Source organism: Cryobacterium flavum (assembly GCF_900103805.1).
GTDB lineage: Bacteria > Actinomycetota > Actinomycetes > Actinomycetales > Microbacteriaceae > Cryobacterium > Cryobacterium flavum.
In genome coordinates this window covers 273,269-291,354 of the sequence record NZ_FNIB01000005.1, presented here as the reverse complement: position 1 = coordinate 291,354, position 18,086 = coordinate 273,269, and the positions used below count along the sequence as shown (strand labels likewise).

Annotated in this window: 21 protein-coding genes, 1 pseudogene and 1 riboswitch; of the genes and pseudogenes, 15 read left to right on the top strand and 7 right to left on the bottom strand. The window is 67.2% G+C overall.

Features of this window, described 5'->3' with window-relative positions; genetic code table 11:
• The first annotated feature begins 63 nt into the window (after positions 1 to 63).
• The 6 genes and pseudogenes from BLS91_RS09430 (at position 64) to thiD (ending at position 3,694) form a co-directional block, all read left to right on the top strand.
• On the top strand, positions 64 to 537 hold the full coding sequence (locus BLS91_RS09430) for a hypothetical protein (RefSeq protein WP_092340456.1): 474 nt from the start codon (positions 64 to 66) through the stop codon (positions 535 to 537).
• Entirely contained in the window at positions 527 to 853 is a 327-nt protein-coding gene (locus BLS91_RS09425) for a transcriptional regulator (RefSeq protein WP_092340455.1), read from the top strand. The genes BLS91_RS09430 and BLS91_RS09425 overlap by 11 nt, the downstream gene beginning before the upstream one ends.
• 28 nt (positions 854 to 881) lie before the next feature.
• On the top strand, positions 882 to 1,370 hold the full coding sequence (locus BLS91_RS09420) for a histidine kinase (RefSeq protein ID WP_092340454.1): 489 nt from the start codon (positions 882 to 884) through the stop codon (positions 1,368 to 1,370).
• A gap of 78 nt (positions 1,371 to 1,448) precedes the next feature.
• Positions 1,449 to 2,183, top strand: a pseudogene (locus BLS91_RS20620) (DUF4097 family beta strand repeat-containing protein); the annotation flags it as partial.
• 79 nt (positions 2,184 to 2,262) lie between these two features.
• A complete protein-coding gene (locus BLS91_RS09410) occupies positions 2,263 to 2,652 on the top strand; it encodes an ABC transporter permease (RefSeq protein ID WP_233206124.1) in 390 nt (129 codons plus the stop codon).
• Between the two features lie 75 nt (positions 2,653 to 2,727).
• Positions 2,728 to 2,827, top strand: a riboswitch (TPP riboswitch).
• Positions 2,819 to 3,694 carry a bifunctional hydroxymethylpyrimidine kinase/phosphomethylpyrimidine kinase gene (thiD, locus tag BLS91_RS09405; protein WP_092340452.1) on the top strand — a complete coding sequence of 292 codons (876 nt, stop codon included), beginning with the start codon at positions 2,819 to 2,821 and terminating at the stop codon, positions 3,692 to 3,694. It overlaps the preceding riboswitch by 9 nt.
• Before the next feature lie 23 nt (positions 3,695 to 3,717).
• On the opposite strand, the gene thiE is transcribed toward thiD, so the two are convergent.
• The gene (thiE, locus tag BLS91_RS09400; RefSeq protein WP_241983158.1) at positions 3,718 to 4,362 is read right to left on the bottom strand and encodes a thiamine phosphate synthase; all 645 of its coding nucleotides are present in this window, start codon (positions 4,360 to 4,362) and stop codon (positions 3,718 to 3,720) included.
• 43 nt (positions 4,363 to 4,405) lie between these two features.
• On the opposite strand from thiE, the gene thiO reads away from it, so the two are divergent.
• From thiO to moeB, 4 genes are read left to right on the top strand one after another with little or no spacing between them, the layout of a single operon-like run.
• Positions 4,406 to 5,620, top strand: a complete 1,215-nt coding sequence (gene thiO / locus BLS91_RS09395) for a glycine oxidase ThiO (protein ID WP_092340450.1) — start codon at positions 4,406 to 4,408, stop codon at positions 5,618 to 5,620.
• Positions 5,617 to 5,859 (top strand): sulfur carrier protein ThiS, encoded by a 243-nt coding sequence (gene thiS / locus BLS91_RS09390; RefSeq protein WP_092340449.1) that lies wholly within the window; start codon positions 5,617 to 5,619, stop codon positions 5,857 to 5,859. The genes thiO and thiS overlap by 4 nt, the downstream gene beginning before the upstream one ends.
• Positions 5,856 to 6,641, top strand: coding sequence for a thiazole synthase (locus tag BLS91_RS09385; protein WP_092340448.1), 786 nt, complete (start codon positions 5,856 to 5,858; stop codon positions 6,639 to 6,641). The genes thiS and BLS91_RS09385 overlap by 4 nt, the downstream gene beginning before the upstream one ends.
• A gap of 5 nt (positions 6,642 to 6,646) precedes the next feature.
• On the top strand, positions 6,647 to 7,786 hold the full coding sequence (moeB, locus tag BLS91_RS09380) for a molybdopterin-synthase adenylyltransferase MoeB (RefSeq protein ID WP_092340447.1): 1,140 nt from the start codon (positions 6,647 to 6,649) through the stop codon (positions 7,784 to 7,786).
• An 83-nt stretch (positions 7,787 to 7,869) separates the two neighbouring features.
• Here moeB and BLS91_RS09375 read toward each other — a convergent pair whose 3' ends face one another.
• The 4 genes from BLS91_RS09375 to BLS91_RS09360 form a co-directional block, all read right to left on the bottom strand.
• Positions 7,870 to 9,342: an amidase gene (locus tag BLS91_RS09375; protein WP_241983159.1), complete on the bottom strand. Its 1,473-nt coding sequence runs from the start codon at positions 9,340 to 9,342 to the stop codon at positions 7,870 to 7,872.
• A gap of 11 nt (positions 9,343 to 9,353) precedes the next feature.
• Complete coding sequence (locus tag BLS91_RS09370; protein WP_092340446.1) at positions 9,354 to 10,643, bottom strand: M20 family metallo-hydrolase; 1,290 nt, start codon at positions 10,641 to 10,643, stop codon at positions 9,354 to 9,356.
• Positions 10,644 to 10,693: 50 nt separating this feature from the next.
• Positions 10,694 to 12,025, bottom strand: coding sequence for an MFS transporter (locus tag BLS91_RS09365; RefSeq protein ID WP_241983160.1), 1,332 nt, complete (start codon positions 12,023 to 12,025; stop codon positions 10,694 to 10,696).
• Positions 12,026 to 12,317: 292 nt separating this feature from the next.
• Positions 12,318 to 13,232, bottom strand: a complete 915-nt coding sequence (locus BLS91_RS09360) for a LysR family transcriptional regulator (RefSeq protein ID WP_092340445.1) — start codon at positions 13,230 to 13,232, stop codon at positions 12,318 to 12,320.
• 220 nt (positions 13,233 to 13,452) lie between these two features.
• Between BLS91_RS09360 and BLS91_RS20195 the strand changes: the two genes are divergently transcribed.
• Both BLS91_RS20195 and BLS91_RS09355 read left to right on the top strand, forming a co-directional pair.
• The gene (locus tag BLS91_RS20195) at positions 13,453 to 13,617 is read left to right on the top strand and encodes a DUF2207 domain-containing protein (RefSeq protein WP_139165815.1); all 165 of its coding nucleotides are present in this window, start codon (positions 13,453 to 13,455) and stop codon (positions 13,615 to 13,617) included.
• A 179-nt stretch (positions 13,618 to 13,796) separates the two neighbouring features.
• Positions 13,797 to 14,693: a carbohydrate kinase family protein gene (locus BLS91_RS09355; protein ID WP_092340444.1), complete on the top strand. Its 897-nt coding sequence runs from the start codon at positions 13,797 to 13,799 to the stop codon at positions 14,691 to 14,693.
• An 18-nt stretch (positions 14,694 to 14,711) separates the two neighbouring features.
• On the opposite strand, the gene BLS91_RS09350 is transcribed toward BLS91_RS09355, so the two are convergent.
• Positions 14,712 to 15,335, bottom strand: a complete 624-nt coding sequence (locus BLS91_RS09350) for a HEAT repeat domain-containing protein (RefSeq protein WP_092340443.1) — start codon at positions 15,333 to 15,335, stop codon at positions 14,712 to 14,714.
• A gap of 167 nt (positions 15,336 to 15,502) precedes the next feature.
• Positions 15,503 to 15,949, bottom strand: coding sequence for a GNAT family N-acetyltransferase (locus BLS91_RS09345; protein ID WP_159433846.1), 447 nt, complete (start codon positions 15,947 to 15,949; stop codon positions 15,503 to 15,505).
• Positions 15,950 to 16,008: 59 nt separating this feature from the next.
• Here BLS91_RS09345 and BLS91_RS09340 point away from each other — a divergent pair, with 59 nt between their 5' ends.
• From BLS91_RS09340 to BLS91_RS09330, 3 genes are read left to right on the top strand one after another with little or no spacing between them, the layout of a single operon-like run.
• Positions 16,009 to 16,455 carry an FAS1-like dehydratase domain-containing protein gene (locus tag BLS91_RS09340; RefSeq protein WP_092340442.1) on the top strand — a complete coding sequence of 149 codons (447 nt, stop codon included), beginning with the start codon at positions 16,009 to 16,011 and terminating at the stop codon, positions 16,453 to 16,455.
• Complete coding sequence (locus BLS91_RS09335) at positions 16,452 to 16,889, top strand: MaoC family dehydratase (protein ID WP_092340441.1); 438 nt, start codon at positions 16,452 to 16,454, stop codon at positions 16,887 to 16,889. The genes BLS91_RS09340 and BLS91_RS09335 overlap by 4 nt, the downstream gene beginning before the upstream one ends.
• A gap of 3 nt (positions 16,890 to 16,892) precedes the next feature.
• Complete coding sequence (locus BLS91_RS09330; RefSeq protein ID WP_092340440.1) at positions 16,893 to 18,086, top strand: UDP-N-acetylmuramate dehydrogenase; 1,194 nt, start codon at positions 16,893 to 16,895, stop codon at positions 18,084 to 18,086.

Genomic DNA, 18,086 nt, shown 5'->3' with positions numbered 1-18,086 from the left:
TGGCCGGTACAGCGCGCAGCCCGATTCTTGCTTAACGACACGGCAAGTGATTGACTTACCGACATGGAATCTGAAAGTGCAACCACGGCGGTGGCGGCGTCGGCGCGCGCCGCGCTCGCCGGCATCGCGACGGACCGGCGGCGGCTCGGACGAAGGCTCAAATCGCAGACCTGGTGGACCGCTCCGGCGCAGGCCCTTGCCATCGCAGCCCTGATCGCGTCGCCGGCTGCGGGTGTCGCCTTCGGAATGATGATGGTGTCGGCCGGTGCTTGCCTCACACTTTTCGGCATTGATCATCTCGTGCGTAAGCAGATGCGCCTGGTGAAGAATCCCGGCCCGGCCGGCCCACTGAGCCTGATGATTCTCATTGTGCTGAGCGTCGTCATGCTCGGAGCGTTCGTGCTCTCGATCGTGTTCGAGGTCACTGACCAGCGCGCCTGGATTGTCCTGACCACTGCGGTCGTCTTCGTCGTAGCCCTCGTCAGCTCAGCACTCTATGACCTCGCGAACGCCCGGGAACTGCTCCGTGGCTGCTGACCCCCGATTCGACGACGCAATCCACGCGCCAACCCGTCTGCGGTTGTGCGCGCTTCTTCGGGCGACCGGCGCCGCGGAATTCACCACCATCGCCGCCACATTGGAACTGACCGAGGCGACGCTCTCGAAGACCATCCGCAACCTGATCGAGCTCGACTACGTAGTGACCGTGAAACAAGCCTCGCCAGCACGAGCGGATGCCCGCCGCACCACCAGCGTGGCCCTCACCCGGCGCGGCAGCGCGGCCATCGACGGCCATCTGGCGGCGCTCCGCGAGCTGTCGGCCGAAGCCCCGACTAGCATGACATTATTATGACTAACCGCCGTGGTATCACCATGGTGATATGGAACTCGGACAGTACGTCAACGACCTGCAGCACCAGCTAGCGGATGCCGCCGACAACGGCAGCGCAGACACGCGCGCTGCGACCGAGCGACTTGCTGCCGGGCTCGATGCGGCAACGCGGCTCGTGCTGCTCGACGTGCTGTCGGCGGCGGCCGCCGAGATCACCCGTGACCTCGCCCCCGGACCGGTCGACCTGCGGCTGCGCGGGCGCGAGATCGAATTCGTGGTGACCCAGTCGAGTATCGAGGTAGACGGCGACGAGCGACCCGCGGCATCCGTCGATCTTGACGACACGAGCACCTCGCGCACGACGCTGCGCCTGCCCGACGCCCTCAAAGCGCGGGTGGACGACGCGGCCGCCGCCGACGGACTGTCGGTCAACACTTGGCTGGTGCGTGCGGTCGCCGCCGCCGTGCAACCCCGGCAACGCCGCTCCGCGCAGCGCACGCTGCGCGCCGGCGACAATTTCGCGAGCTGGGCGCGCTAAGGCGCCCACCCGCAGCAACAGCCGGCCCCGCGAACCCGCAGGGCCACACCGACACGCCTCCAGAAAGGCAGCTTCAGCATGCCCACCTACGACACACCGACCCCGATCGACCTGGCCATCAACCTGGCCATCAACCTGCCCACCTACGACACACCGACCCCGATCGACCTGGCCATCAACCTGGCCATCAACCTGCCCGTCGGCGCTATCGAGATCTTCGCGAGCGACCACGGTCAGATCCGGGTCGGAACGGTCTCCGGCCACGCCGTACTCAAGGCGTCCCACGGCAGCGTGCAGATCGACGAGGTCGGCGGTGACCTCGACGCGAAACTGTCCTACGGCGATCTGGAAATCACGCGAGCGCAGGCATCCGTTTCGGCCAAAACCGCGTACGGAAGCATCCAGCTCCGCGAGGTTTCACGCGGTTCCGTGCAGGTCGAGAGCGGATTCGGCCAGGTCACCATCGGCGTCAAGCCGGGCGTGCCGGCCTGGCTCGACCTGTCGTCCAAAGACGGTCACGTGCGCAATGAGCTCGACGACGTCGACCTCGCAGTGAGCGCGGGCACCGTGACCGCCCTGCTCGGCCCGAACGGCGCCGGCAAGACGACGGCCGTGCACATCCTCAGCACGCTGCTGCGGCCAGACGGTGGCATGGCGTTCGTGAACGGATGCGACGTTGTGCGCGACCAGGACGGCGTGCGCGCCGTGATTGGCCGCACCGGCCAGTTTTCGGCGGTCGACAAGCTCCTGAACGGCGAGGAAAACCTCTTGTTGATGGCGCGCCTTCGCCACCTCGGAGCGAAGCAGTCGAAGACCCGAGTGGCCGAACTGCTCGAGCAATTCGACCTCGTCGACGCCGCCCGCAAGCCGCACCCTCGTTCTGGTCGTCGGCGTGGCCATCGGCTTTCGCCCCACCGCGACACCGCTCGAGTGGATGGCCGTCGCCGGCGTGATCGCGCTCGTCGCCTACGCGATCAGCTGGCTGGGCGTGGCCATGGGCATCCAGGCGAAGAGCGTCGAGACGGCGAGCAATATGCCCCTCGTTCTCACCGTGCTGCCGCTCTTCGGCAGCGGCTTCGTGCCGACCGACTCGATGCCGGTGTGGCTGCAGTGGTTCGCGCAGTACCAGCCCTTCACTCCGTTCATCGAGACAATTCGCGGGCTGCTGCTCGGCACCCCACTCGGCTGGAACCCCGTGTTCGCCATCGGGTGGTGCGTCGTGATCGTGGCCGCCAGTTACGGCTGGTCACGGGCGCTCTACGAGCGCAAATCGGTGCACTAGATCCGTGTCACCAGGGCAGGCGGTTGCGGCCGCCCGCCCCCTTGTGTGCTGACGGCCGGCGCGCGTATAGGCTGGAGTCTTGACACGGGGTGCCGCACATACTGTGCGTGCTGAGATCAATACCCGTTGAACCTGTCTAGTTAGTACTAGCGAAGGAATGTCACGGATGATCGATCGTACCCGGCTTGCCCTGCGGCAGATTCCCCGAGTCCTCAGTATCGCGGGTACCGATCCGACCGGCGGTGCCGGCATCCAGGCCGACCTCAAGAGCATCGCGGCCAACGGCGGCTACGGAATGGCTGTGGTGAGTGCGCTGGTGGCGCAGAATACGCGCGGCGTGCGTTCGGTTCACATCCCGCCGATCGATTTTCTGCGCGAGCAATTGAACGCCGTGAGTGACGATGTAACCATCGACGCCGTGAAGATCGGCATGCTTGCGCAGCTCGATGTGATCACCGAGGTGCGCGACTGGCTCTTCCGGTGCCGTCCGCCGCTGGTCGTACTCGACCCGGTGATGGTGGCAACGAGCGGCGACCGCCTGCTCGACCCGGCAGCCGAGCAGGCGCTGCGCGACCTGATTTGCCACGTTGACCTGGTCACGCCCAACGTTCCCGAGCTGGCCGTTCTGCTCGCTGAGCCGCCGGCCGCCAACTGGGCGGAGGCCCTCGCGCAGGGCAAACGATTGTCGGACAGCACGGGTGCTACCGTACTGGTCAAGGGCGGCCATCTCAACGAAACGAGCTGCCCAGATGCCCTAGTCAACACCCACGGGCTGCTTGCCCAGTGCGTGGTCGAGGTCGCCCTGCCGCGCATCCGCACCACAAACACCCACGGCACCGGATGCTCACTCTCCTCGGCGATGGCCACGGTGCAGGCCAGAACCGGTAACTGGGCGAAGTCCCTGGCCGAAGTGAAAGACTGGCTCCACGACGCCCTGGCCCACGCCGACGAGCTCGAGGTCGGGCAGGGAAACGGGCCGATCCACCACTTTCATCGACTTTTCGACCGTGCGAATTCTGCCCTGATTGCGGGCATGAGATGAACGGGGCGACGACGTGGGCGCGACTAGCCGAGCGGCGGGAGGCTGGCGAGAAGCCGCTCGGCGGCATCCGTCGGGTCATCGGCGTCGGTGATCGCGCGCACCACGACCACCCGGGTGGCGCCGGCTTCGACCACCTGGTCGATGGTACCGAGGTCGATCCCGCCGATCGCAAACCACGGGCGAAGGCTGCCAGCGGATGCGCTCTGCTCGGCCGCATAGCGCAGCAGACCGGTTCCGACCGCTGCCCGACCGGGTTTGGTGGGCGTGGCCCAGACCGGGCCGACGCAAAAATAATCCAGACTGTCAGCGACGAGAGCGGCATCCACTTGTCCGGTGGTATGGGTCGACAAGCCGATGCGGGCCGCGTCGCCGAGCAGCGTACGGGCGGCGGGCAGCGGCAGGTCCGTCTGGCCGACATGAAAAACCGGCGCTCCAGCGAGAACGGCGATATCCGCGCGGTCGTTGACCGCCCAGAGCCGGGCGTGCCGGTCGGCGACCGAACGCAGAATCGCGAGATAGTCGAGCTCCTCGGCGGCATCGATGGTCTTGTCCCGCAGTTGGATGATGTCGACCCCGCCGGCGAACGCGGCCGTCACGAAGTCGGCGAAATCGCCGCGCTCCGTACGGGCATCGGTGCAGAGATACAGCCGGGCGGTGATCGGGTCCATGCGACCAACCCTAAAGGGCTTCAGCCCGGCCTCGGTGCAGACCATGAGTGAGCGGCGCGCACAGCGTACGGTCGACGTAGCCGTCATCGGCGGCGGCGTGATCGGGCTCGGCATCGCCTGGGCTGTAGCGCAGTCCGGCCGCACGGTGGCCGTCATTGACCCGGATCCGGCCGGTGGTGCCACTTTTGCTGCGGCCGGAATGCTCGCCGCGGTCAGCGAACTGCACTACCAGGAGGAGGCGTTGCTCGAGCTCATGCTTGCCTCCTCGAACCTGTATCCCGGCTTCATCGACTCGCTCGCGCCCGACAGCTACCTGACCGGTTACCAGCGTACGAGAACCCTGAATGTGGGCGCAGACGCGGCCGACCGGCAGGCGCTCGCCGACCTGCGCGGCGTGCAGGTAGTCAACGGACTGGGCGTCGAGGCCATCACCGTTCGCGCAGCGCGGGTGCTCGAACCGTTGCTCAGCCCCCAGATTTCTGGCGCCTTTGTGGTGGAGCAAGACCATCAGGTCGACCCGCGCCGGCTCACCGAGTGCATCCAGTTGGAGCTCGCGCGCCACGGCCAGGACGCCGTCATACGCGTGCAGGCCAGCGGGTTGCTGCACGAGAATTCAGCGGATGCCTCCTCCCGCGTCACCGGCGTCGCCCTTTTCGACGGCTCAACGGTCACAGCCACTGAGGTGGTCGTGGCCAACGGGCTCGGAGCCGCAGCACTGGGCGGGCTGCCCGAACACCTCAACCTGCCGCTTCGCCCGGTCTACGGGGACATCCTTCGGCTGCGGGTGCCCGAGCACCTGCAACCCCTGCTCACCTGCACCGTTCGCGGACTGGTGCACGGTGTGCCGGTGTATCTGGTTCCGCGCACCGACGGAACGCTCGTGATCGGAGCCACCCAGCGCGAAGACGGCTCGGGCGTGGTGTCAGCCGGCGGCGTCTATCAGCTGCTGCGAGACGCCCAGGTGCTGCTGCCCGCGGTCAGTGAACTCGAACTGATCGAAACGACCGCCCGCGCCAGGCCCGGAACCCCCGACAACGCGCCGCTCCTCGGTCGCGTCGGGGGCGCTGACGGTGACATTTCCGGCCTCATTGTCGCCACCGGATTCTTCCGCCACGGCGTACTGCTCACCCCGGTCGCCGCCGAGCACTGTCTCCAGCTCATCGAGGGAATTGCCGACGATCGGTGGCGGGCCTTTCGACCGGACCGATTTTCGAGCCGCGCTCCCGCATCCGTTTCACTGAAAGGAGGCCACTCGTGACCGTAACCATCGCCGTGAACGGCCAGCAACGATCTGTTCAACCGGGCAGCACCGTGACCGACCTCGTGGCCGAGATCACCGGCCGGGCCATCGCGACCGACGGCCATGCAGTCGACGGAAGCCGCGTCGGGGTGGCCGTGGCCCGCAACGCCGCGGTCGTTTCGCGCAGCCTCTGGTGGTCGACCGCGGTGACAGCGGGCGATGAGATCGAAATCGTGACCGCGGTGCAGGGAGGATGACCGTGCCGACGACCCCGGACAGCCTCGTCATTGACGGCGTTGAGCTGACCTCACGCCTGATCATGGGAACCGGGGGAGCCCCGAGCGTCGATGGTCTCGGGGCTGCACTGCGTTCCTCCGGAACCGAACTGACCACCGTCGCGATGCGGCGCCACAGTGTGGCCGCCACCGGTTCGCTGTTCGAGCTGCTGATGGAGAATTCCATCCGCGTGCTGCCCAACACGGCCGGCTGTTTCACCGCTCGCGAGGCCGTGCTCACCGCCGAGCTGGCGCGGGAGGCGCTTGCGACCGACTGGATCAAGCTCGAGGTCATCGCCGACGAGCAGACCCTGCTGCCCGATGCGGTCGAGCTGGTCGAGGCCACCGAACAGCTCGTCGCGCGGGGCTTCACGGTGTTCGCCTACACGAATGACGACCCCGTGCTCGCGCTGCGGCTCGAACACCTGGGCGCTGCGGCCGTGATGCCGCTCGGGGCGCCGATCGGCACAGGCCTCGGCATTCTCAACCCGCACAATATCGAGCTGATCGTGGCCCGCGCCGGCGTTCCCGTGGTGCTGGACGCCGGAATCGGCACCGCCTCTGACGCGGCCCTCGCGATGGAGCTGGGCTGCGATGCCGTGCTGCTGGCCACCGCGGTGACGCGCGCGCAGAACCCAGTTCTCATGGCTGACGCCTTCCGGCACGCTGTGATCGCTGGCCGTCGTGCCTCCTTGGCCGGCCGCATCCCGCGGCGTGAGCTGGCCCTGGCGTCGTCACCGATGGCCGGGCGGCCCGACCTGTGAAGCGGATGCTCGCACCACTCGTCGAACCCGGCGCGGCCCTCACGGCGGCCGAGCGCGAGCGGTACTCGCGCCACATTCTGCTGCCCGAGATCGGCCCGCTCAACCAGCGGCGGCTGAAGAATGCGCGCGTGCTCGTGATCGGCGCCGGCGGTCTCGGCTCGCCGGTGCTGCTCTACCTCGCGGCCGCCGGGGTCGGCACGCTCGGCATCGTCGACCACGACACGGTGGATCTCAGCAACCTGCAACGCCAGATCATCCACGGCACTTCGGCACTCGGCCGCTCGAAACTGGCGTCCGCCGCCGCGGCCGTCGCCGAGCTGAATCCGCTCGTCACCGTGCACCAACACGATGTCTGGCTGTCGGCGGCGAACGCCCTCGACCTGTTCGCCCAGTACGACCTGATCATTGACGGCGCCGACACCTTCGCCACCCGCTACCTGGTGAGTGATGCCGCCGCGCTGCTCGACAAACCGTGTGTCTGGGGGTCCATTCTGCGCTTCGACGGGCAGGTCAGCGTGTTCTGGAACACGCACGGCCCGACCTACCGCGACCTGTATCCGGAAGCCCCGCCGGCCGGCTCGGTGCCGAGCTGCAGCGAGGGCGGCGTATTCGGAATGCTGTGCGGAATCATCGGCGCCACGATGGTCGCCGAAGCGGTGAAACTGATCACCGGGGTGGGCCGCACGCTGCTCGGCCGGGTCGTGCTCTTCAACGCCCTCGACGCGACCTGGCGCGAAATCAGCATCGCACGCGACCTGGCCACGCCACCGGTCACCGAGCTGATCGACTATGACCTGTTCTGCGGAACATCCACCACGGATGCGATTTCGGTGCAGCAACTAGCCACCCTGCTCGCTGCCCGGGCGCGCAGCGAGCTCGACTTCGACCTCATCGATGTTCGGGAACCGGCGGAATACGACATCGTGCACATCGAGGGGGCGCTGCTGATTCCGCACGGCGGCATCCTCTCGGAGGAGGCCGTTCTCGACCGCGACCGCGACATCGTGCTGCACTGCAAGGCCGGGCCGCGTTCTGCTGCTGTCCTGGCCGAGCTACAGCGCCGCGGCTATGAGAATGTGCGCCAGGTCGAGGGTGGCATTCTGGCCTGGGTGAGGGAGATCGAGCCCGCGCTGCCGACCTACTGAGCGAGCCGGGCCTCGCGGCACGTGTTTGAGAACGTGGCACTGGTTTGAACCGGGGCCGTCTTCTCAAACACGTGCCACGAGCATCAGCCGCCGATGAGTGCGTAGCGATGCGCCCACGGGCGCACCTGTTCGACGGCGGCGCCGACGCGAAAGACCGTGCCGTCATCAAACGGATGCCCGACGATCTGCACCCCGGTGGGGATGCCGCAGTCGGCCAGGCCGCTCGGCACCGCGAGCACCGGGCACCGGTTCGCGATATTGAACGGCACCGTCATGTGGCCCTGCCAGTAGTGTTCAAGGCGCTCGCCGCCGGCCGTGATGCCGTCAAGATAATGACCCTCGGCCGTGAGCGCGGCGACGGCCGAGGTCGGGCAGATCAGGGCGTCGAACCCGGTCATCGCCGCGGCTAGTTCGCCCTGCATGCGGGTTTCAGCGGAGAGACCGTCAAGAAAGCGGGTATCGGCGGCCGCAGCCCGGGCATCCGTCATGAACTGCACCGTGTAGGCGGCGAGGGCTCTCTCGGCGCCACGGGTCTCGTCCTCCATCGCTGGGCCCAGAATATGGCCGAAGTGGGTGAAGGACACTCGGTGAATTTCGGCCGTGGTCCAGGGCAGTTCGACCTCGTCGACGATCGCGCCGGCGCTCTGCAAGGCCGCAGCCACGGCGCGGGTGTTGGCCTCTACGTCGGGATCGACCAGGTAGTCGCCGAGGCGAATGCATAGGGCGATGCGCAGGCCCGCGACCGCGGGCCACATCCTCGGCAGCGGCGCAGCGGCGGCGAGCGAGGCATGGTCACCTGGGTGCTGGCCGGCCATCACGTTGGCGAGCAGGGCGGCATCCGCTACCGTGCGGGCCATCGGCCCGTCGCCGCGATAGTGGTCGGCCGACAGCGGCGCGACGCCCGGAATGCGACCGTAGGGTGCTTTGAACCCGACGGTGCCGGTGAAGGCCGCTGGCAGCCGGGTCGATCCGGCGATGTCCGAGGCGGTGGCGAGCGGCGCAAACCCCGCCGCAAGGGCGACGCCGGATCCGCCCGAGGAGCCGCCGGGAGAGAGCTCGTGGTTGAACGGATTGCGCGTGACCCCCCAGAGCGGGGAGTGCGTCACCGTGGCGCAGCAGAATTCAGGCGTCGTGGTGCGCGCATGCACGATGCCGCCGGCCGAGCGTATGCGGCTGATCACCGGATGATCCGCGCTCGCAACCACGTCACGCTGGGCGACGAGCCCGTTGCTCAGCACGTGCCCGGCGAGGGAATGCTTCTCCTTCGCCGCGACCGGCAGCCCGAGCAGCGGGGCGAGCTGACCGCCGGACCGGTACTGCCGCTCGGCGTCGCGGGCCGCGATTCGGGCCTCATCGGTCAGCTGTTCGGTGAGCGCGTTGACGCGCGGGTTGACCGCGTCGATACGCTGCAGCACGGCCTCGAGCAGCTCCACCGGTGACAAGTCGCGCGACCGGAACAGGCCGAGCGCCTCGGTTGCGCCCAGATAGGCCAGGTCGGTCATGCTGGTGGTGGTAGCGCTCGACTCGGTGGGAGCGGGTTCGGTGCGGCTGATCACGCCCGGCCCGACTACGCCCGGGCCGTAGAGGCCAGTGCGGGAGCCTCGGCCGGATCGACCAAAGCCCCGTCGACCAGCGCCCCGCTGACCAGAGCCGTGGTCACCTCGGTGAGCAGCGCGAGCCCGGCGACCATGTCGGCATCCGTGGTGAATTCGCGTTCGCAGTGCGAGACACCGTCGACGCTCGGAATGAACAGCATGATCGAGGGCACAATGGTGTTCATCGCGACCGAGTCGTGGCCGGCCATGGTCTGGATTCGGCGGGTGGACAGCCCGGCGCGCGCGGCGGCCGCTTCGGCCAGCTGGAGGCCTCCTTCAGGAAAATACCTGATCGGACGAACATCGAAGTCGGTCACGTTGATCTTGATCTCGTGCTCGATCGCGAGCGCCGCGATCTTCTCGAGCAGGGTGGCGCGGGCCGCCTGCACGATCTGTGGGTCGCCGCTCCGCAGGTCGGCGACCAGGCGTACCCGGCGGGCGACCACGATGGGGGAGTTGGGTTCGAGGGTTAGCTGCCCGACGGACGACACGATGGCCTCGTCGGCGAAGTCGCTGGTGACCTCGCGCACCATGAGAATGATCTTGGCGGCGGCCACGAGGGCGTCGTGCCGGTCGGCCATGGCGGTCGCCCCGGTGTGGGACTGCTCTCCGAGCACCTCGATGTCGAGTTTCTGGGTGTACCAGCTGCGGTCGACGACGCCGATCGCGATCTGCTCGCGCTCGAGGATGCGACCCTGCTCGATGTGGATCTCGGCGTAGCTCACCGTGACCGGGCGCGGGTCGGTGCCGAGATAGCCGATTTCGGCCAGGGCGGCGCGGGCGGTCACGCCGGCCAGGTCGGTCACGTCCAGCATCTGCTCCTGATCGAACAGGCCGACAAAGACGCTGCTGCCCATGACGCTCGGAGCGAAACGGCCGCCCTCTTCGTTGAACCAGTTCACGACGGCGAGGTTGAACGGCGGCACGGTACCGCTCGCCTGCACCAGCTCGTCGACGTTGCGGGCCGCGTGCAATGCGGCGAGCACGCCGTAAGCGCCATCGAAGCGCCCGCCGAGCGGCTGGCTGTCGAGGTGTGAACCGACGAGCACGTAGGGGGCGCCTGGCGTCCACTCGATCAGCCCGAACATGTTGCCGATACCGTCGACGCGCAGGGTGTAGCCGGCGTCGGTCACCCAATTCGCGAACCAGGCGCGGCTCTGCGCGTCTTCGGCGGTGGCCGCCTGACGGTCGACGCCGTTGCGGGGCGTGGCCCCGATGGTGGCAACGTGGTGAAAGTCGGTGAGAAAGTCAGCAGATGACATATGGACTCCTTTTATTGGGCGAGTAATGCGTGAACGGATGCTGCAAACGCTCAGCCCAGACGCCCCCGCGTCTCGGGCACCTTGGTGAGGGTCACAAGCAGGAGCACGATCGCGGCCGCGCCGGCCATGTAGAAGCCCGGGGCGAACGAAACGCCCGAGCTGGCGACGAGGGCGGTGCCGACGAGCGGCGCGGTGCCGCCGAAGATGGCGTAGCCGAGGTTGTAGCTCACGGCAGCGCTCGTGAAGCGGGTTCTGGTCGTGAAGATCTCGACGAAGAAGGTGTAGCAGCCGCCGCCGTAGATGCACAGGGGGATCACGAACAGCATCTGGCCGAGCAGAGCGAGCGGCAGGCTGCCGCTCGTGACGAGCATGAAGCTCGGGATGGCCAGCACCGCGATCGCGGCCGACCCGGCGATGAGCATCGGCTTACGCCCGACCTTGTCGCCAATGCGCCCGCCGATTGGCAGCAGCACGGCGTACAGGGCGAGGGCGGCCGCGTTGGCCAGCAGGGACTGTTCGCGGCTGAGGTTTCCGGTGGTCTGTACGTATGCCACGAAGTAGGCCGAGAGAAAGTAGAAACCCATCGCGGTCAGGCCCATTACGAAGATGACCTGCACCATGCGCAACTTGTTCTCTCGGAAGGTCTCCTTGACCGGGCTGAACTCCTTGGTCTTTGTTGCCTGGGCGTCGGTGAACGACTTGCTCTCGCTGGTCTTGCTGCGAATCCAGACGCCGAACAGGGCCAGGGGCAGGGCGATCAGGAACGGCAGGCGCCAACCCCAGGCGGTGAACGAGTCGTCGGACATGCTCTGGCTGAGGATGAGGATCATCGTGCCGGCGAACACCGACGGCAGCGCGGTCGCCGCGATGGTGATGTTCAGCCAGAGACCGCGGCGGCCGATCGGGGCGTGTTCGAACACGAAGGAGGGGGCGCCGACCGATTCGCCGCCGGCCGAGAAACCCTGCACGAGGCGCAGGAGCAGCAGAAGCGCGGGGGCCCAGAAGCCGATCTGGTGAAAAGTGGGGAGCAACCCCATGCAGGCGGTCGCGGTGCCGATGGCGAGCAGGGTGATGGCGAGCACCTTGCGCCGCCCGATCTTGTCGCCGAGGGAGCCGAAGAACAAGCCGCCGAGCGGGCGCACGACAAACGCGACACCGAAGGTGGCGAAGGTGGCCAGCAGGGCGAGGATCGGGTTCGTGCTCGGAAAGAACAGCTGGGAGAAGATCACGGCCGTCAATCCGTACAGGGTGAAGTCGTAGAACTCGATGAATTGGCCGATGCTGCCGCCGAGTAGGACGCGTTTCTGCAGGCCGGTCAACTTCTTCGGGGGAGCGGTCTCGGCTGGCGGACTGATCGGGGCGGTGGCTGCGGTCGTGGTCACGACACCCACCGTACGATCGCGATGATTCCGGCGCTCGCCGCTGCGTTTCTGGCCGGTGAACTCTTGGCGAGCCGTGTGTCGGTCATATTGCGGCGCATCCGTTGGTCTGTAACCGGGACGACACGTGAATTATCTGCTCGAACACTGATCCTCCTTGATCACTGCAGCCGGGATCCCGGTCAAAGACGAGCGCTGCCGGGAGTGCGCGGCCGATTCTGGTCAAGCTTGCGCGCTGCGAAACACCCGTGTCCAATTGATTCTCATGGCCGAGCGCATCGATTTTGGTGATGGGTCAGGGGTGCGCCGCCCCATACAAGCGTCGGCAGGTATCTTCGAAGGCCAGCGCTCGGCGGGTCGGCAGCGCGGTGCTCAGCCGCACGAGCATGACCTCGCTCGGCGGAAATTCGTCAACCAGGCGCAGGGGGACGACCCGACCGCCAGAATACGGCACGTCGTTGTAGACCCGCTGGTTGAGCAGGGCATAGCCGTGGCCCTGGGCCACGAACGACCGCACAGTTTCATAGCCGGCGAACCGGTGGCGCACGTTGGGTGCCACCCCGGCCAGGGCGAACAGACTCTCGTAGTACTCCCGGCTGTGCGGCAGGTCGAGCAGTATGAGCGGCTCTCCGGCAAGGTCGCGCAGGGCAACCTCCTGGCCGGGGATATTCGCGGCCCAGTGGCCCGCGGGAACAATAACGTGCGGAGGAACACGTTCGAGCACCTGGCTGGAAAACCCGGCGCCGAGTCCGTGCCCGTACATCAACGCGAGGTCGCATCGCCCCTCGCGGAGCGCCGTCTGCAGCGAGGCGAGGTCGGCCTCCAGAAAAGTCACGTCGACGCCGGGATGGGTGGCCTCGAACGCCTTGAGAATGGCCGGCAGCCGAAACGAAGCCAGCGGTGAGAACACCCCGACGGTCAGCTCGCCGATGAGCGTTTCGGCCGTTCCGTAGGCCGATTCAAACAGGGAATCGGCGTGGTCGAGGAACCCCTTCAGGTCGAGCGCGAACTTGCGCCCGGTCGGGGTGAGCCTGAGCCCCATCGACGGGTTGCGCAGGAACAGTTGGGCGCCGAGGGTGCGCTCCAGCTGCGCCATCGCCGTAGAGACGGCGGACTGGCTCACCAGTAATCGGGCGGCGGCCTGGGTCATGCTCTGCAGCTCGGCCACGACGGCGAAGTACCGCAACTGGGTGAGGGTGAAGTGTCGCATCGGGCTCCAGACAGGGCGGCAGCCGGGAGCGAAAGCATCCAGCCCCGAGCGTGCGGATTGCTCAATGGTAACGACGAGAGTAATCGGGTGGCTGCTTTTGGTCGTGGTGGGACCACGCGACACGAAGCGGATGCCGCCCGCGGGATCTGCTTGCGGCCCCGTGAGGGGGGTAGTATCTGGGCACTCGGGATTTTCCCGCGCGTGAATGAAAGGTTGGACCATGAATCCGCTGCTCATCATTGTGGCCATTATTGCGGTCGTGCTGCTCATTACTGGCGGCCTGGTGGAGTCGCTTCAGTTTCTACTCTGGGTCGGTATTGTGCTCGCCGTCATTGCCGTCATCATGTTCCTCATGCGATCGATGTCGGGGCGCAAGAGCGTTTAACCCGGCATAACCGCTGACGGCCGGCAGCAGGAGACTGGACTCCTGCTGCCGGCCGTTGCTGTGCCCATACCTGCTGTGCGGGCACCGCTTGGTCGGGGCCGCGCGTGCCGTGAGCTGGGCCTAGCCTAGAGTGCACCGACCGAGCTCATCGTTCGCGCCTTTCGCAGAGATTGGACCCCATGCCTGAACAGAACGCTCCAACCCGCGTCGTTGTCGTCGGCGATGCTCTGATCGACGTGCTGCGTGATTCGGAGGCGAGCCGGGAATTCGCCGGCGGAGCCGCCCTCAACGTCGCGGTCGGACTGGCGGTGCTCGGCCTGCCGACGACCCTGATCGCGATGGTCGGCGACGATGCTGACGGCGCGGTGATTCGCGAATTTCTCGAGAAATACGGCGTGCAGCTGATCGCAACCACCGGCCCGCTCGGGTCGTCGCGGGCCGTGTCCGACCGCACCGACGGCGAGCCGCGCTATTTCTTCAACCCGGCAGCGAAGGCACGCCGCATCGAGTTCGGTGCGGCGGAGCGCGCGGCCCTCGAGAGCGCCGAGCTGGTCGTCGTGAGCTGCTTTCCGTTCGACGACACCGCGCAGACCGAGGCATTCGCGGCCTGCGTGAGTGACCCGGAACGACGCCTCTTCATCGACCCCAATCCGCGGGCCGGCATGCTGCACGACGGCCCCCGATTCGTGCGCAGCTTCGAGGCACTCGCCGCGCGCAGCCTGCTCGTGAAGGTCGGCGACGAAGACGCTGACCTTCTCTACGACAGCACGCTCGAGCAGCTGCGACTGCGACTCGTTGCGAGCGGCGCACACACGGTGCTGGCAACAGCCGGGCGCCTCGGCGCCTCGGTGTCCTTCGCCGATAAAGGCCAGATCAGCGTGCCCATCGCCATGCTCGATGGCCCGATCATCGACACGATGGGTGCCGGGGATGCGACGCTGGCAGCATCCGTTTGCACGATCGTTCACGACGGCGTACCGCAGGATGCCGCCAGCTGGCAGTCGCTGCTGGCCGACGCCATGCTGACCGCAGCGGCGACCTGTCGGCACGAGGGAGCGCTGCTCCGGCGGCCGTAGGCAGGTCGGTCGGCTCGCTTAGGCCTCGGCGTCCGTTGCACGCGCGTTCGTTTCGGGCGCTGTTGTTTCAGACGCGATGGTCTCGGGAACCGCGTCGGTGAACTTGAGCCGGGTGCGAATTGCATCGCGCGCTTGCTGGGCGGCTCGGCGCACCTCCTTGTCGGGGTCGCGCAGGCGCACCTCGATCGTGGCGATGTTGGCGGTGGATCCCTGGTCGGCGAGGGCGTGCAGGGCCGCCGCGCGCACCCGGGGGTGCTCATCGGTAGTGAGGCGCACGAGCTTGGGGACGACCTGCAGGCCGCGCAGCAGCACGACCTTGGCGCACATTTCGCGCACCCGCCAAGCCTGGTTGTTCAGCCCGACGACGATGTACGGTGCAGCCGACTCTCCCCACACGTGCAGCAGCGCGCGAGCGCCCCACAGCTCGGGCCAGTACAGGGCTGGGGCGCCCTCGAGGATGCCGAGGGCGTGGCGCCCGCCGGCGTAGAGCAGAAAGTCCTTTCCGGCATTCTTGGCGCGCAACAGTGCCACGGAATTGTCGATGACGACGGACTCGCCGTAGTGCGCGACGGCGGCGCGGATGCGTTCCTCGGTCGGAAGGTCGATCGGAAGGTCGGGGTGCGGAGTCAATTTGTTTTGCATAGCCCTCTAACGCTACCTCCCCGGCGCCCTTTCCCACCCGCGAAACGGGGTAACAGTGTGCAATAGACGTGGCCGTAATTTGCGGAGGCTCGCGGTGGCCAGAAGACTGGAGCCGTTACGGTGAATGGGTACCGCGCCTCGACCGGGCCGGGCGCCCACTGCACCTGTCAGTTGAGGTCTAGTTCGAAGCCGGAGGCGCGCTCGTAGATGCCGTAGTTGCCGATGTCGGTGAAACCGAGGCTGCGGTACAGGGCGAGCGCTTCGGGCTGGGCGTAGCCGGTTTCCAGGCGCATCCGCTCGTAGCCGAGGGTTCGGGCGAGGGATTCGAGCTCGCGCAGAATCGTTTTCGCGTGACCCTGGCGGCGGTAGTTCGGGTTGGTCCACATGCGCTTGACCTCGGCGGTCGTGGCGTTGAACTGGCGCAGGCCACCGCCGGCCACGGTCACATCGCCGTCGACGAGCACGAGAAAGCCGCCGCTGGGCGGATCGAACTCGGCCCCGTCGACGTCGTGCACGGAATCGCCGTCGCCGTAGCGCGTTTCGTATTCGCGGTGCAGGTCAAGCAGAAGAGGGGCTACCTCGGGGTCACCGAGGCGCACGGATACACAATTCACGGTTAATAGTGTGCGCCCTGTTGCCGGGTGCTCGTGACCGCGCTTAGTAGACTCGACGGGTGTCAGTGAACCCAGAGTTGCAGGGGCGGGTCTTTCCGCCGGTCGCACCGTATCTTGTCGGCCGTGAAAAGGTGCGCGAATTTTCCCGCGCCGTGTTCGCGACCAGCCCGATCAACCACGATCCCGAGGCGGCCCGCGCGGCCGGCCACACCGACGTCGTCGCTCCGCCCACGTTCGCCGTGGTCGTGCAGGAGGCCACCCTGGCCCAACTTCTGGCCGAACCCGATGGCGGAATCGACTTCACCCGCGTCGTGCACGGCGACCAGCGCTTCAGCTATACCCGCCCGATTGTCGCCGGTGACGAACTCACGGCGACCCTCGCGGTGACGAGCATCAAGAGCCTCGGCGGCCACTCCATGGTCACCGCCGAGTCCACCATTGTGGATGCGAGCGGCGCACACGTCGTGACCGCGGTCTCCACCCTCGTCGTCAGGGGAGACGAATGATCCCCGCCGCACCTATCAGATCAGTGACCGATCTCACGGTCGGCGACGTCGTCGCCGAGGCGAGTTTCGCCCTGACGCGCGATTCCCTCGTGCACTACGCCGGAGCATCCGGTGATTTCAATCCCATTCACTATCGCGACGATATCGCGCAGTCGGTGGGGCTGTCCGGCGTGCTCGCCCACGGCATGCTCACCATGGGCCTGGCCGTGCAACCCGTCGTCGACTGGGCCGGCGACCCCGCCCGGGTCATCGATTACCAGGTGCGATTCACCCGCCCGGTCTTCGTTGACGCAACGGATGGCGCAACCGTCACCGTCGTCGCCAAGGTCGGCGCGCTCGATCTCGAAGCCGGCGTGGCCCGCATCGACCTGACCGTGACGTTCAACGGCTCGACCGTTCTCGGCAAGGCGCAGGCACGCGTCAACCTGGCCTGAACCATGATCGAACCCGTTGCCCTGAGCACACTCACCACCTTTCGGGTCGGCGGACCCCCCGCCGCCCTGGTGGCGCCGGTCACCGAGCAGGACCTCATCACTGAGACGCTCGTGGTCTGGGGCCTGGACGAAAACTGGCTCCTGCTTGGTGGCGGCTCCAACACCGTCGTCGCTGATGAGGGCTTCGACGGCATCGTGATTAGCGTGGTGACCCGCGGCATCGAGGTACTCGCCGCTGCACCTGAGAGCAGCAAAGCGGATGCCGCGGATGCGGCCGTCTCTGACGCCGGCGCCGACGTTGGCGCCCGGGTACGGCTGCGCGTACAGGCCGGCGAACCCTGGGACGACCTCGTGGCATACGCCGTCGATCACGGCTGGGCCGGCATCGAGGCGCTCTCGGGCATTCCCGGATCGTGCGGCGCCGCCCCGGTGCAGAACATTGGCGCCTACGGTCAGGAGCTCTCCGACAGCCTGATCGCGATCGACTTTCTCTCTTACGAGACCGGTGAGGTCGATCGGCTCGAACGCGCAGACCTGGCGCTGGGCTACCGCACCTCGGCGCTCAAGCAGGGCCTGCGCGGCGTGGTGCTCGCAATCGAACTGGAGCTGCACGATACCGCAGCCGAGGCATCCGTTTTGGGGAGCACCCTCGGCCAGCCCCTGAAGTATGCCCAACTCGCCGGAGCGCTCGGCGTGCAGCTCGGTGACCGGGTGCCGCTGTCGATCGTGCGCGCCACCGTTCTCGGCCTGCGGGCCGGCAAGGGCATGGTGCTCGATCCCGACGACCCCGACACCTACAGCGCGGGGTCTTTCTTCACCAACCCGATCGTCACCGAGACCTTTGCGCGCTCACTGCCGACGGATGCGCCGCGCTGGCAGCTCGAGGCGGAGCCGGCCGACCGAGTTATTCCACTCGAGGAATATATGGGCGTCGGACCCATTCCCGGCGAGGAACCCGTGCGCCTGGTCAAGCTCAGTGCGGCCTGGCTGATCGAGCATTCCGGGGTCGGTCGGGGTTTTCGTCTGCCGGGATCGAAGGCAGCGGTGTCGAGCAAGCACACCCTCGCCTTGACGAACACCGGCGGGGCCACCGCCGAGGAAGTTGCCGAACTGGCCCGGTACGTGCTCGGCCGGGTGCAGGCCGAGTTTGGCGTGAACCTGCAGCCCGAGCCGGTGCTTGTGGGGCTGACGCTCTAA

Excerpts from the sequence above, each read along its gene's own strand:
- BLS91_RS09430 (WP_092340456.1), top strand. The coding sequence starts at position 64 with ATGGAATCTGAAAGTGCAACCACGGCGGTGGCGGCGTCGGCGCGCGCC.
- BLS91_RS09420 (WP_092340454.1), top strand. The coding sequence starts at position 882 with ATGGAACTCGGACAGTACGTCAACGACCTGCAGCACCAGCTAGCGGAT.
- thiD (WP_092340452.1), top strand. The coding sequence starts at position 2,819 with ATGATCGATCGTACCCGGCTTGCCCTGCGGCAGATTCCCCGAGTCCTC.
- thiE (WP_241983158.1), bottom strand. The coding sequence starts at position 4,362 with ATGGACCCGATCACCGCCCGGCTGTATCTCTGCACCGATGCCCGTACG.
- thiO (WP_092340450.1), top strand. The coding sequence starts at position 4,406 with ATGAGTGAGCGGCGCGCACAGCGTACGGTCGACGTAGCCGTCATCGGC.
- BLS91_RS09385 (WP_092340448.1), top strand. The coding sequence starts at position 5,856 with ATGACCGTGCCGACGACCCCGGACAGCCTCGTCATTGACGGCGTTGAG.
- moeB (WP_092340447.1), top strand. The coding sequence starts at position 6,647 with ATGCTCGCACCACTCGTCGAACCCGGCGCGGCCCTCACGGCGGCCGAG.
- BLS91_RS09370 (WP_092340446.1), bottom strand. The coding sequence starts at position 10,643 with ATGTCATCTGCTGACTTTCTCACCGACTTTCACCACGTTGCCACCATC.
- BLS91_RS09360 (WP_092340445.1), bottom strand. The coding sequence starts at position 13,232 with ATGCGACACTTCACCCTCACCCAGTTGCGGTACTTCGCCGTCGTGGCC.
- BLS91_RS20195 (WP_139165815.1), top strand. The coding sequence starts at position 13,453 with ATGAATCCGCTGCTCATCATTGTGGCCATTATTGCGGTCGTGCTGCTC.
- BLS91_RS09355 (WP_092340444.1), top strand. The coding sequence starts at position 13,797 with ATGCCTGAACAGAACGCTCCAACCCGCGTCGTTGTCGTCGGCGATGCT.
- BLS91_RS09350 (WP_092340443.1), bottom strand. The coding sequence starts at position 15,335 with ATGCAAAACAAATTGACTCCGCACCCCGACCTTCCGATCGACCTTCCG.
- BLS91_RS09335 (WP_092340441.1), top strand. The coding sequence starts at position 16,452 with ATGATCCCCGCCGCACCTATCAGATCAGTGACCGATCTCACGGTCGGC.
- BLS91_RS09330 (WP_092340440.1), top strand. The coding sequence starts at position 16,893 with ATGATCGAACCCGTTGCCCTGAGCACACTCACCACCTTTCGGGTCGGC.